Origin of the sequence: Enterobacter sp. ENT02 (assembly GCF_019219165.1) — a bacterium.
Taxonomy (GTDB): Bacteria; Pseudomonadota; Gammaproteobacteria; order Enterobacterales; family Enterobacteriaceae; genus Enterobacter; species Enterobacter mori.
Genome location: NZ_JAHUWD010000006.1, coordinates 1 through 12,882, shown reverse-complemented (window position 1 = coordinate 12,882; position 12,882 = coordinate 1). Strand labels below are relative to the sequence as shown.

The following is a 12,882-nucleotide window of genomic DNA, read 5'->3' as shown; positions in this document are numbered from 1 at the left end:
CTTACTCATGATCCGGATTCAAACGACGACGGCTGATGATACGCAGCAGACGCCACAGCACCCATGCCAGCAATATCACACTCACTGCAGCCAGAATCGCCAGCAGGACCGGATGATTGGACAAGGCATACCACAGACGTTCGAACCACGGCAGATGACCGACATAATAGACATCGCCGACGCGCAGGCTATTGACGCCCGCCTCACGGATAACGGAGACAGAACCAAACATGGCGGCCCGTTTACCGCTGTCGTTCATGGCCGAATTTAACAGTTCATACCCGCGAGGGCTGTCTGCCAGCAGGGCGATCACGCTGCGCTGGTCGTTGTACGGTGACTGGAAGCCCACGATTGCCGCCATCGGGCCCGTTGAGCTTACGCTGGTTTTAACACTGGCCTGGCGGTCACCGCTGTCCGGCATAATGCTTGGGAACTCGGTCTGGCGCAGCGGCGTGTTAACCCACGACTGGGCAGCCTGCACCAGCAGATCGACGCGTTTATCATCCTTCAGCTTATCCGGAATGGTGCCAATGACCATGATATCGGCATCTTTGTTCTGGATTTGGCTACCATCGTCGGTGAGCGAGACGTTGACGGCCGGTAAACCGGTTTGCGACCCAACGGTCCCCATCGTATTCAGCAGCGTCGACACCTGACCCTCATTTGGCGCTTTCGGCATCACAATAATCGACTCAGACAAATCGGCCATGCGGCTGAACGGGAAGCTGGCGTTGGCAAACGCACGCAGATCCGGCATCGCGATAAAGTGATAATACTTCGAGAAGTCGATAGTGGACTCATCGCCAATCACAACATGGTTCTGTACCGGCTGGAAGGTGATGCAGTTATCGACCGAACCGCCAGGCATCGGGTTCATATACTGGAAGTCGAAACGCAGCTGGTTTATCGCGCCAAGCTTCAGCGCCGGGATGGATACATCGGTTTTACCGTCCAGCAGCCCCTGCAGCACAGGCAGGCGGAGCATCAGGCGGTTGGTTTCCTGGTTGCTCGTCAGGCTGAATGATTGCAGGAACTGGTTGTTCAGGCTGATATCCATCCGCGAGCTGTCTTTGGTCGACGGCGCGGTGTAACGGTAGTTCAGGTTGATATCAATACCGTTGGTGCGCAGCAGATACAGATCGGGCGGCAGATTCATCGACAAACTGACAGGAGAAGGCTCAAGGCCAGTCGACTGCAGTTGCTCTTCGTATGTTTTCAGCTCGCCGAAGCTAATAGGGCGATCGGTACGCACCCAGTGAGGGGCATCGTAAGGCTTACGCGGCAGCAGCGGTTTCACCTCGTCCACCACAACGCTGTTTCCCCGGAAGAGAACATTCCCCTGCGCAATGCCTTTTGCCGCCTGCACCAGATCTTTCTCATCACGCCCGAAGACGACCAGCAGCTTCACATACGGATTGTCCGGGTGGTTGATCATTTCAATCGTCGGCGCTTTCACGTCCGGGTGTTCGCGCAGGAACGCCGGGCGTTTGGCGTTAGTGGCAAACACAATGGCGTTTTTGTCCGGCATTTTGTCGTACATGACCGGGAAGCTCTGGCCGCGCCAGCCGGAGCGAGAGCCAAACCAGGAAGCCACGATGGTGGCGGCAAGCTGTTCCGTCACATCAGGCGCACCGGCAAAGACCATCGGCAGGTTTAACGGGCGATTGTCACGCGGGTCGAAGAACGGGACCGGGAAGGCCGAGAGATCGTTTTTCAACGCCAGCGGCTGATAGGTCAACTGCAGCGAGGAGTTACGACCAATATCCATCCATAGCGTGTTGCTGGCCGGGTTTTCACACACATCGCGATAGTGGCCGACGAATTCCAGACGGACCCGGTTGAAGTCGGTGATGAACAGCGGGTTGATCGGCACCTGAGCCAGGGTTTTCTTACCCAACTGCTCTTTGGTGACCGGCAAAACGTCCATCAGTTCATCGTTCAGATAGACCTTGAGCTGAGACTGAACGGGCAGCAGCGACGGTGACGGCGTGTATTCCAGATTCAGCACCGCATTCGATACCACTTCGTCGCTACGCATCCCAAACTCAACGCCGCCATTAGGATTGATGCCACGCAGCACCATGCTGCCCGGCGGCGGGGCGATCTGGGCGAACGACAGCTTCACATCGCGCGACGGCACATTTTCGGCGACGACAGGCGCACTGGCACCACGTACGCCTGGCATCACCTGCCCAACGACCTGGCTGTCGGCAGGTAAGGTATTTCCCGCCGTCGGCTTATTCGGGACCACGTTTTCCGTTTGCCCCGGTGCTGCCGTGACAACAGGATCGGTCGCTTGCGCGACCACCGGAACCGTAGGGGCAGGTGTGGCCGCTGCGTTATCAGGCGCTGCGTTAGCCATTGTTGTAGGGAGCGCACTCATCCCCATTGCCACTGCACATAACCAGGAAAGTTTTGTTTTCATCGCGTTATCATCATTGTTGAGCCATAACCGGGTCTGCCTGCTTCGCTTCATCTCGCTCAGGTCGACGCGGAATGAACGACACGACCCAGGAAACCAGTGAAGTAAGTGACCGGAAAATTAATTTCACCGACGACGGGGCAAATTCTGCAAGGTGACGATAGCCACGGAACCCCAGCTTCAGAATATCCAGCAGGCTTTCCAGAGGTTTATCTTCCGGGAAGCTGTCCTGCCAGAGAGCCCACGTATCCGCGCGGGCAAACGTACACTGCACAAAATCAATATGTTGCTTTTTGGTCAGCGGCATCAGCTTCAGACCCACTTCATCACCTGCCACACGCGCAACCTGCGTAGGGAAGACATACTCTTGCTGACCACGCTTGAGCAGCAGATTGACCTTTTGCCCTTCCAGCACTTTCGCCTGACCGTTGATTTTGATGCCCAAACCACCGTCAGAGAAGTCGTGCACGGTACAGGAGAAGAGGTGACCATCTTCGCGGGCTATTGCTGCCGGCATGCTGATCTCGACGCGGTGCGCACGACGTACCTGTTTGCTCTCGACCGATACGGCTACCGCACCACCGAGGATAATCAGGTTGTAGAACACCCACGCCATACTCACGAATACCGTCAGGACCTCGTTTTCCGGGCCGTAGAAGTAACGCCAGATGCCTACGATGACGCCGACGATGTTAAGCAGGACCAGGAAGATATACGGACGGGAGATCACCCAATCGACATACTCCTCTTCCACCAGCCCACCTTTCGCGGTGACGTTGAACTTGCCTTTGTGCGGGTTAATCAGCGCCACCATGGTTGGCGGGGCAATGTACCAGGCCAGCACGGTTTCGTAGATTTCACTCCAGAACGAATGGCGATATTTCCCCTGGATCTTCGAGTTCGTCAGGCTCGCGTGGATCATGTGCGGCAGAACAAACAGCGCGATCATCAGCGCCGGAGCGTAAATGATGTAGGCATGAAGAAGCAGGAATGCCAGCGGCGCGGTGAGGAAGATCAGCCGCGGGATACCGGATAAGAAGTGGAACATGGCGTTGACGTAGCACAGGCGCTGCGCCAGCTTCAGCCCTTTACCCATCAATGGGTTATCGAGGCGGAAAATTTGCACCATGCCACGCGCCCAGCGAATACGCTGGCCGATATGCGCCGACAGCGATTCTGTCGCCAACCCTGCCGCCTGTGGAATGCGCATGTACGCGGAAGTATAGCCAAGGCGGTGTAAACGCAGCGAGGTGTGGGCATCTTCCGTCACCGTCTCAACGGCAATACCACCAATCTCATCCAGCGGTTTGCGGCGGATAACGGCACAGGAGCCGCAGAAGAAGGTGGCGTCCCACATATCGTTTCCGTCCTGCACCAGGCCATAGAACAGCGTGCCTTCGTTCGGGGTTTTACGGAAACGACCGAGGTTGCGTTCAAACGGATCCGGTGAGAAGAAGTGGTGTGGCGTCTGCATCATCGCCAGCTCTTTCTCTTTCAGGAACCAGCCCATCGTCATCTGCAGGAACGAGCGCGTTGGCACGTGGTCGCAGTCAAAGATGGAGACGAACTCCCCGGTGGCATACTTCAGGGCATTGTTAATGTTACCGGCCTTCGCGTGTTCATGAGTGGTACGGGCGATGTACTCCACGCCGACCTCCTCTGCAAACTGGCGAAACTCGGCGCGGCCACCGTCATCCAGGATCCAGATTTTGAGCTTATCTTTCGGCCAGTCGATACCTAATGCGGCATAAATGGTGTTTTTCACCACCGTCAGGTCTTCGTTGTAAGTCGGTACAAAAAGATCGACCGACGGCCACTGAGTGGTGTCTTTTGGCAGCGGAACCGGCTGGCGGTTCAACGGCCAGATAACCTGGAAATAGCCCAGGACCAGCACAATCCACGCGTAAGTTTCAGCAAACAGCAGAACCAGACCGCACACCAGGCTGACCGGGTCATCCCAGTTCAGCGTTGATGTATAACGCCACCAGATATAGCGGCAGGAAACCGTCAGTGACAGCACGATCAGCATCAGGGCGGAGAAGCGTCCCGGAATGCGCCGCACCAGCAGCGCCACGCCCCAGAGCAGGATCAGGAAGGTGAACTGTGCCAGCGGGTTGAACGGCTGCGTAATACAGACCAGTGCCAGAATGAGCGAGAACACCACAATGACGCCGAGGATAAAACGCCTGAAGCCCGGGTGCAGGTGCCCGAGCTCTTTATGATTATCCAGATGACTGGTTTTGTCGCCGACGCGGTCGGGAAGCCTGTCCAGCCACTGGTGATAGCGTTCACGTAAGTTCTGCACGCGATCGAAGCTACGCCAGCGCGGCGTGGATTTTTCCACTCTGGCCGACGTCGCTGCCAGCCAGACGGCCTGAATCGCATAGCGTGCAGGATCGAGAGGCCTTGGACGGTCGGGGTTAATGTGCGGATAGAGTTCACTGTGACGCGCACGAATACCCTGCCAGCGGGGGTGTTCGAGTGGAATAAATATCCAGGCCAGGATTAACCAGAAGCAACCGAGCGTGGCACTCAGCGACGACGCGCCATGTCGACGGTAGTGCCGATAGCGCTCGCTTAAACGCGAACTGACCGGCGGGATAAGTAACCCGTTAGACAGGCGGCTCATACCGTACTCCCGGCTGATTCCGGTCTTTTCGCGAAGTGCAATAAGCACCAGTTCGCCAGCGTCAGGATCTCTTCGGCTGCCAGCGAATCGCCCCGATATTCACCGAGCGGCTGCTTGGAAGCGAGGCATTCCGCCATTCCCTCATCGCGGTGGATAACAATCGGCAGCAGGCGACGCTGGCTTTGCAGCCAAACCTGGTAGAGATCGTCCTGGATCTGGCTGTTGATGCGAAGATCGTTAATCAGCAGATGGGCATTCGTCGGCAGCGGCTGCTGGTGCAGACGAATATGGCAATTCGCATCCACATTCACGATAGAGAGAACATGGTCACATTGCGCAAGAAGCTGGCGAGTGAGCGTGGCGGCACCGTGCGGCAGATCCAGCAATATCCACTGATACTGCCCTTTTTCCTCCAGGCTCTTCAACGCGGTCGTAAATTGCGAAAGCAGACGCTGATACGCGGCTTCATTCTCACGCTCAGCTTCAGTCAATTGACCATAAGGAAGTAAATCAAGCTGGGAGGTATAGCGCATACCCGCGTCACGCCAGTCCTTATCGTCGAGCAGCGCGCGGGCCCAACCCTTTGTATGCGTAAAGTCGACGTTAAATGACATGCGCAGCAAATTGTCGGAGCAGGCATCAATAACCAGCACCGATTCGCCTAACAGCTGTAATGACCACGCCAGCGCCGCGGTAATGGATGTTGTACCTACACCACCACGGACGCCCTGTAATCCTAGTATGGCCATCAATGGCTCCCTTATTGTTGTTGGGCAAATTCAGCTAATAACGGCCAGCGTTTAATAGCCGCGGCCAACTGTTCCCGCTGGGAAATATCGGTGTAATCTATTTCGGGCAAAGAGAAAGCCTGCGTCAGCGCCAGAAAATCGTTTTGAAATGTGTAACCCAGGCTTGAGTCTACAGGCGTTCCGGATTCGTTATTATGCATGATTAATTCATCCCTTAGCGTAAAATCACACGATCAGATGTTGTCGGCATCCTGCCCACGAAATTTCATTTACATGCTAAATCTGATGCTCTTTAATTTCAATGTTAGGTTTATTTCTACGCTTTCGCTAGTAAACTGAGATACAGATAAATTCGACGAAAAGAGGGATACCGTGGACTCCATATTTTCTATTGGCATCCAGTCATTATGGGACGAATTGCGCCACATGCCAGTCGGAGGAGTCTGGTGGATTAATACGGATCGCAACGAAGATGCCATAAGTCTGGTAAACCAGACGATCGCCGCACAGGATAAGGATTCCCGCGTGGCTGTCATTACGATGGGCGAAGAACCTAAAAATATCATCAGGCTCGAAAACGACCGTGGGCCACAGACCGTACGATTATTTTCCATGTCTTCGGAGGTGGATAGTCTATACTTTTTGCCCCGCGATATTCAGTGCTCGATTGATCCGGATCACTATTTCCTGATTCTAAAATGTTCGAATAACGCGCTGCAAAATATCCCCTCAGAAAAACTGCTTCGCTGGCTGAACAGAATCAATAAGTGGGCAAAAAATCAAAACTGCACACTATTGGTTGTTAACCCCGGCAGTAATAACGATAAGCTTTTTTCACTGTTAATGGGCGAATATCGTTCTCTTTTCGGTCTGGCAAGTATCCATGACCAGACGGATAGCTATCTTTACGATATTGCGTTCTGGTGCAATGAAAAAGGGGTTAGCGCTCGTCAACAGCTCACCCTTAAACATATCGAGGGAGAGTGGCATCTCGCCCGACAAGAAGAAACCGTGGTTCAGCCACGCAGCGATGAAAAACGCATCCTGAGCCACATTGCGGTATTAGAAGGTGCGCCTGCGCTTTCTGAAAATTGGTCACTGTTTGAAACTAACGAAGCGTTATTTAATGAAGCCCGTACGACGCAGGCCGCTACGATCGTTTTTTCTCTCATGCAGAATAACCAAATCGAAACGCTGGCGAGACACATTCACACATTACGCCGTCAACGAGGCAGTGCGTTAAAAATCGTGGTGCGTGAAAATAATACCAGCCTGCGTGCCACTGACGAACGGCTGCTGCTGGGTTGCGGCGCAAATATGGTCATACCGTGGAATGCGCCGCTGTCGCGCTGCCTGACACTTATTGAGAGCATACAGGGGCAGCAGTTTAACCGCCATGTTCCGGAAGATATCGGCACCTTGCTCTCAATGACACAGCCGATGAAACTGCGCGGTTTTCAAAAGTGGGATACCTTCTGTGATGCCGTCGGCAACATGATGAGTAATACGCTGCTGCCAGCAGACGGAAAAGGGGTCATGGTTGCCCTGCGTCCGGTGCCGGGTATTCGTGTTGAGCAGGCGCTCACGCTATGTCGCCCTAACCGCGTCGGAGACATCATGACGATTGGCGATAACCGTCTGGTGCTGTTTTTATCCTTCTGCCGGGTAAACGATCTCGACACCGCACTCAACCATATCTTCCCTCTTCCGACTGGCGATATTTTCTCTAACCGCATGATTTGGTTCGAAGATAATTTGATTAGTGCTGAACTGGTGCAAATGCGCGCCCTGACGCCTGAACAATGGGCGAAACCTTTACCTATGGCAAACGACGTCAAACCGATCCTGAATGCGAAGCATGACGGGCATGTCTGGCGGCGGATACCCGAACCACGACGTTTATTACCTGAGGGCGAGGAGAGCGCATCATCATGAATCTCAGCGATATCATTCAACTGGTCGTACTGTGTGCGCTGATTTTTTTCCCGCTGGGCTACTATGCGCGCCATTCTCTGCGTCGTATTCGCGATACGGCCAGATTGATGTTTCTAAAACCCCGCTACCTTAAACCAGCCGGAACACTGACACGCGCTCCGAACGTCAAGGCAGACCGAAAACATGACTAATTCTACCTATACCACGTCGGCGCCCTCGCCGCTCTGGCAATACTGGCGCGGACTTTCCGGCTGGAATTTCTACTTTCTGGTGAAGTTTGGCCTGCTCTGGGCAGGCTATCTTAATTTCCACCCTCTGCTTAACCTGGTATTTATGGCATTCCTGCTGATGCCTATTCCCAATATCAGGCTGCATCGTTTGCGTCACTGGGTCGCTATCCCCATTGGGTTCGCGCTCTTCTGGCATGACACCTGGCTACCGGGTCCGGAAAGCATTATGAGCCAGGGCTCGCAGGTTGCGGGCTTCAGTACCGACTATATGCTTGATCTGGTTGAGCGCTTTATTAACTGGCAGATGATTGGCGCGGTGTTTGTGCTGCTGGTCGCCTGGCTGTTCCTGGCACAGTGGATCCGCGTGACGGTGTTTGTCGTCGCGATTATGGTCTGGTTAAACGTGCTGACGCTGGCAGGGCCGAGTTTCTCCCTGTGGCCAGCCGGTCAACCGACCACAACGGTCACCACCACCGGTGGCACGGCGGCAGCAACCGTCACGACGGCAGGCGATACGCCGGTGGTTGGCGATATTCCTGCACAAACCGCCCCACCCACCTCCACCAATCTGAACGCGTGGCTCTCCAGTTTCTATACCGCTGAAGATAAGCGTCAGACCAAATTCCCGGATGCGCTCCCTGCCGACGCCCAGCCATTTGAACTGCTGGTGATCAACATCTGTTCTCTCTCCTGGGCGGATGTGGATGCAGCCGGATTAATGTCGCATCCGCTGTGGGCGCATTTCGATATTCAGTTTAAAGATTTCAACTCTGCGACCTCTTACAGCGGCCCGGCAGCGATTCGCCTGTTACGTGCAAGCTGCGGTCAACCTTCGCATAAGAACCTCTATCAGCCAGCCGGTAACCAGTGTTACCTGTTTGATAACCTGTCCAAACTGGGCTTTACGCAGCACCTGATGCTGGGTCATAACGGTCAGTTTGGTAACTTCCTGAAAGAGGTGCGTGAAGAAGGGGGTATGCAGGCACCGCTGATGGACCAAACGGGTCTGCCGGTCACTCTGCTGGGCTTCGATGGTTCTCCGGTTTATGACGATACTGCTGTGCTACAGCGCTGGTTGCAGACCGTCAGCAAAGAAGAGGGTTCGCGTAGTGCAACATTCTTTAACACCCTGCCGCTTCACGATGGTAACCACTTCCCGGGCGTGAGCAAAACGGCGGATTACAAAGTTCGTGCGCAGAAGTTCTTTGATGAACTGGACGCATTCTTTACCGAGCTGGAAAAATCAGGCCGTAAAGTGATGGTCGTTGTGGTACCTGAACACGGCGGCGCGCTGAAAGGCGACAGGATGCAGGTATCCGGCCTGCGTGATATTCCAAGCCCGTCGATTACCAACGTCCCTGCCGGGATTAAATTCTTCGGGATGAAGGCCCCGCATCAGGGCGCGCCAATCGAAATCAATCAGCCAAGCAGTTATCTGGCGATTTCAGAACTCGTTGCCCGCGCGGTAGACGGTAAGCTGTTTGTTGAAGATAGCGTGAACTGGGATCAGCTCACCAGCGGTCTGCCACAAACGGCAGAGGTATCGGAGAACGCCAATGCGGTAGTGATCCAGTACCAGAACAAACCGTATGTTCGCCTGAACGGCGGCGACTGGGTACCGTATCCGCAGTAAAAGGCCTGGCCCTCTCCCCAGCGGGGAGCGGGCCTTATTGTTCTGAGATCCAGACCAGCATTTTCAGGCTTGCCGAATAGTAATCATCATTTGCAGTGATGTCGGGCTCGCCGACCGTCTGCCCCATCGTTAAATCACGCACTGCCAGCAGACCGCCTGCCATCATGTAGGGGGCGTATTCATTCGTCGTGACGTTAACCCACGCGGGTGTTTGTTCACGCGGAAACTGACCGAACCAGTCGCGCCACGGGGTGAGCAAGGGGCTTTTCGCGTTGGACCAGCTGATGTACAGCGGAATGCGGATGGCGTCATAACTCATGCGGGGCGGCCAGGCGTTTGCGGGGGCCAGCGTCCCTTTCGTGTCCAGAGAGACCCAGTCGGTTGGCAGATTGGCTTTACCCGACCCCATTTTCTTCAGCAGCCGCTGTCCGTCCTGCGCGAGCTGACGCCATATTTGCAAATGGCTGCGGTCAGCAAATGCCTGCCAGGCAGGAAACACGAAGTAGGAAGGATTAAGCACAACGTTATTGTCCAGCTTAAACCCTTGTGAGCCGGGCAACATCACGCGGTAACCCGCATAGCGGATAACGTTATGGACAAGCAGCGCTTTGGTAATGGCATCCGATGCCGTGCTGTAGCCTTTGTCATGCCAGCGCGCGTTCGCTTTTAACAGAGCCCAGGCAATGAGCACATCGCCATCGGAGGCATTGTTTTTGTCGGCAATCGGGTCTGCCTGAGCGGGGTTATAACGCCAGTAAAAAAGACCGTTCTCTTTATTCTTCAGCGTACTGTTGGTCCAGTGCCAGAGTTTATCAAAGGTCGCTTTATCATCGTTTGCCACCGCCATCAGCATGGCAAAACCCTGGCCTTCGGTATGGGAAACGTCACCGTTGCCGGTATCGACGATTCGCCCATCCGGCTTAAAGAAGCGCGCTTTGTAACTCTCCCAGGCCTGGCCTGCCTGGGAGAAAGGCGTGAACAGCAAACTCATCATGACAGCCAGCGTGGCGCATGCGGATTTTCGCATCATTCATACAATCCGGTTATTCAGCGCTGCGTAAGGAGATTTCCCCGCCCATCCAGGGTTTGATCGCGCCATCCTGTTCCAGGAGCAGCGCCCCCTGCGCATCAATTCCGCGAGAAATGCCGTAGATTTCGTTATCCCCAATCAGCAGTTTCACCGGGCGGTTGATAAAGTTATCCAGCTTTTCCCAGCGAGACAGGAACGATGCCAGCCCGTCTTGTTCAAAGAGCCTGAGTGAGCTTCGCAACTCTTTAATCATTCGCGCGGCCAGGATATTGCGGTCGATAGTGATACCCGCTTCCTGCAGGTTAGTCCAGGCCTGGTTCACCACATCGTTCTGTACATTACGCATCACCATGTTTAACCCGGCACCAATGACGATCTGCGCGGCATCGCCGGTCTTTCCCGTCAGCTCAACCAGAATACCCGCCAGTTTTCGATCGTTCAGATAGAGATCGTTAGGCCATTTTACCCGCACCTTATCCGCGCCCAGATCGTGCAGGACTTCCGCCATCACAATCCCGATGACCAGGCTTAGCCCAACCGCCGCAGCCGGGCCCTGATCGAGTCGCCAGTACATGGACAGGTAGAGATTCGCACCAAACGGCGAGAACCACTTGCGTCCACGACGGCCGCGACCGGCCTGTTGATATTCAGCAACGCAGGCATCGCCGGATTTCAGTTCAGGCAGGCGATCCAGCAGGTACTGGTTCGTCGAGTCAATCACGGGCAGCACCGCAACATTGCCGTGTCCAATCTGACTGCGGATCGCTTCTTCACTCAGCAATTGAATAGGCTCCGGCAGGCTGTAGCCTTTTCCGGGAACCGTGAACACATCAACGCCCCAGTCGCGGAGCGTCTGGATATGTTTATTAATGGCAGCACGGCTCATGCCCAACTGCTCACCTAGCTGCTCGCCAGAATGAAACTCACCGTCCGCAAGGATGCTAATCAGGGTTAAAGGGATCGTGTTGTCCTTCATGCGATAGTCTCCACGGCGTTGACTTCACCCGTACGGCCAATAAAGCGAACTTCAGGCTCCAGCCAGACGTTAAATTTATCACCCACACGCTGACGGACATGGTGCGCCAGCTTCACAACATCGTCGCTGGTCGCATTGTTTTGATTGATCAGCACCAGCGCCTGCTGCCGATGAACAGCAGCACCGCCCATCGTCGTGCCTTTTAATTCGCACTGGTCGATAAGCCAACCTGCAGCCAGCTTCACGCTACCATCCGTCTGAGGATAATGCGGGGCCGTTGGCCAGCCGGTGAGGAACGTTTTCGCGTTTTCGCTGCTGATGACCGGATTTTTGAAGAAACTGCCCGCATTTCCGTTCACTTTTGGATCCGGGAGTTTGGTCATTCGCATATGGCAAACTGATTCAAACACCTCGCGCGGGGTGACGGTGGCCGGATCGAGACGGGTGAGATCGCCGTAGGTAAGGACCGGGTTCCACTGCTTCGCCAGACGCAGACCAACGGCCACAATGACGAAACGATCCTTGTAGTCATGTTTGAAGATACTGTCACGATAGCCAAAGCGGCACTGTTCTGCGGTTAAACGTTGCGCATTTCCCGTTGCCAGTTCAATGCAGTCAACATATTCACAGACGTGTTTTAGTTCGATGCCGTAGGCACCGATATTTTGAATAGGTGACGATCCAGCGCAGCCTGGGATCAATGCAAGATTTTCCAGGCCGGGCATCCCTTTTTCGAGGGTAAATTGCACCAGATGGTGCCAGTTTTCTCCGGCCCCCACGTGCAGATGCCAACTCACTGCGCTCTCTTTAACGTCGATTCCCATGATGCGGTTGACGATCACGGTCCCCGCAAAATCATCGAGAAACAGGACATTACTTCCTTCGCCCAGAATCAGTACAGGTTCACCGTTTTCTGTCGCGTTTTGCCATGCATTCAGCAACTGCTGAGCATTATCGGCACGTACAATTTGTTTAGCATTACGTTGAATGCCAAAGGTATTCCAGGGCTTAAGGGAGTGGTTCATAGACGCTATCCTGATGCAAAAACGCGGATAGTTTACCGTATATACGGGGGGATAGGTGATTTGTTTATAGAAACGAGGGGTGTACAAAAACGCAAAAAGGCCATCCTTTCGGATGGCCTCTCTACTTAATTGATGCCTGGCAGTTCCCTACTCTCACATGGGGAGACCCCACACTACCATCGGCGCTACGGCGTTTCACTTCTGAGTTCGGCATGGGGTCAGGTGGGACCACCGCGCTAAAGCCGCCAGGCAA

10 protein-coding genes and 1 rRNA gene are annotated in these 12,882 nt (G+C 54.5%); 3 read left to right on the top strand and 8 right to left on the bottom strand.

Annotated features, from left to right (window positions below; all coding sequences use genetic code 11):
- Position 1 precedes the first annotated feature (1 nt).
- The 4 genes from bcsB to bcsR are packed head-to-tail and all read right to left on the bottom strand — an operon-like array spanning position 2 to position 6,000.
- A complete protein-coding gene (gene bcsB, locus KW829_RS17130) occupies positions 2-2,425 on the bottom strand; it encodes a cellulose biosynthesis cyclic di-GMP-binding regulatory protein BcsB (RefSeq protein WP_071985388.1) in 2,424 nt (807 codons plus the stop codon).
- A gap of 10 nt (positions 2,426-2,435) precedes the next feature.
- A complete protein-coding gene (gene bcsA / locus KW829_RS17125; RefSeq protein WP_010426042.1) occupies positions 2,436-5,051 on the bottom strand; it encodes a UDP-forming cellulose synthase catalytic subunit in 2,616 nt (871 codons plus the stop codon).
- Positions 5,048-5,800 (bottom strand): cellulose biosynthesis protein BcsQ, encoded by a 753-nt coding sequence (bcsQ, locus tag KW829_RS17120; RefSeq protein WP_010426043.1) that lies wholly within the window; start codon positions 5,798-5,800, stop codon positions 5,048-5,050. The genes bcsA and bcsQ overlap by 4 nt, the downstream gene beginning before the upstream one ends.
- A gap of 11 nt (positions 5,801-5,811) precedes the next feature.
- Entirely contained in the window at positions 5,812-6,000 is a 189-nt protein-coding gene (bcsR, locus tag KW829_RS17115; RefSeq protein ID WP_010426045.1) for a cellulose biosynthesis protein BcsR, read from the bottom strand.
- 172 nt (positions 6,001-6,172) lie between these two features.
- Between bcsR and bcsE the strand changes: the two genes are divergently transcribed.
- Genes bcsE through bcsG form a run of 3 tightly spaced genes read left to right on the top strand, consistent with a single transcriptional unit; the run spans position 6,173 to position 9,598 of the window.
- Complete coding sequence (gene bcsE, locus KW829_RS17110) at positions 6,173-7,735, top strand: cellulose biosynthesis c-di-GMP-binding protein BcsE (protein ID WP_218308696.1); 1,563 nt, start codon at positions 6,173-6,175, stop codon at positions 7,733-7,735.
- On the top strand, positions 7,732-7,926 hold the full coding sequence (gene bcsF / locus KW829_RS17105) for a cellulose biosynthesis protein BcsF (RefSeq protein WP_089599348.1): 195 nt from the start codon (positions 7,732-7,734) through the stop codon (positions 7,924-7,926). Before bcsE ends, bcsF begins: the two co-directional genes overlap by 4 nt.
- Positions 7,919-9,598, top strand: a complete 1,680-nt coding sequence (gene bcsG / locus KW829_RS17100) for a cellulose biosynthesis protein BcsG (protein ID WP_218308695.1) — start codon at positions 7,919-7,921, stop codon at positions 9,596-9,598. Before bcsF ends, bcsG begins: the two co-directional genes overlap by 8 nt.
- 34 nt (positions 9,599-9,632) lie before the next feature.
- Here the strand turns inward: bcsG and KW829_RS17095 are convergent, their stop codons facing one another.
- From KW829_RS17095 to rrf, 4 genes are all read right to left on the bottom strand, one after another.
- Positions 9,633-10,625 (bottom strand): glycosyl hydrolase family 8, encoded by a 993-nt coding sequence (locus tag KW829_RS17095; RefSeq protein WP_218308753.1) that lies wholly within the window; start codon positions 10,623-10,625, stop codon positions 9,633-9,635.
- A gap of 16 nt (positions 10,626-10,641) precedes the next feature.
- Positions 10,642-11,604, bottom strand: a complete 963-nt coding sequence (gene birA / locus KW829_RS17090) for a bifunctional biotin--[acetyl-CoA-carboxylase] ligase/biotin operon repressor BirA (RefSeq protein ID WP_218308694.1) — start codon at positions 11,602-11,604, stop codon at positions 10,642-10,644.
- Entirely contained in the window at positions 11,601-12,629 is a 1,029-nt protein-coding gene (murB, locus tag KW829_RS17085) for a UDP-N-acetylmuramate dehydrogenase (RefSeq protein WP_218308693.1), read from the bottom strand. Before murB ends, birA begins: the two co-directional genes overlap by 4 nt.
- 134 nt (positions 12,630-12,763) lie before the next feature.
- Positions 12,764-12,879, bottom strand: a 5S ribosomal RNA gene (rrf, locus tag KW829_RS17080).
- Positions 12,880-12,882: the final 3 nt, after the last annotated feature.

Bases quoted from the DNA above. Each gene is read 5' to 3' on its own strand.
- bcsB (WP_071985388.1), bottom strand. From the start codon at position 2,425: ATGAAAACAAAACTTTCCTGGTTATGTGCAGTGGCAATGGGGATGAGT.
- bcsA (WP_010426042.1), bottom strand. From the start codon at position 5,051: ATGAGCCGCCTGTCTAACGGGTTACTTATCCCGCCGGTCAGTTCGCGT.
- bcsQ (WP_010426043.1), bottom strand. From the start codon at position 5,800: ATGGCCATACTAGGATTACAGGGCGTCCGTGGTGGTGTAGGTACAACA.
- bcsR (WP_010426045.1), bottom strand. From the start codon at position 6,000: ATGCATAATAACGAATCCGGAACGCCTGTAGACTCAAGCCTGGGTTAC.
- bcsF (WP_089599348.1), top strand. From the start codon at position 7,732: ATGAATCTCAGCGATATCATTCAACTGGTCGTACTGTGTGCGCTGATT.
- bcsG (WP_218308695.1), top strand. From the start codon at position 7,919: ATGACTAATTCTACCTATACCACGTCGGCGCCCTCGCCGCTCTGGCAA.
- KW829_RS17095 (WP_218308753.1), bottom strand. From the start codon at position 10,625: ATGCGAAAATCCGCATGCGCCACGCTGGCTGTCATGATGAGTTTGCTG.
- birA (WP_218308694.1), bottom strand. From the start codon at position 11,604: ATGAAGGACAACACGATCCCTTTAACCCTGATTAGCATCCTTGCGGAC.
- murB (WP_218308693.1), bottom strand. From the start codon at position 12,629: ATGAACCACTCCCTTAAGCCCTGGAATACCTTTGGCATTCAACGTAAT.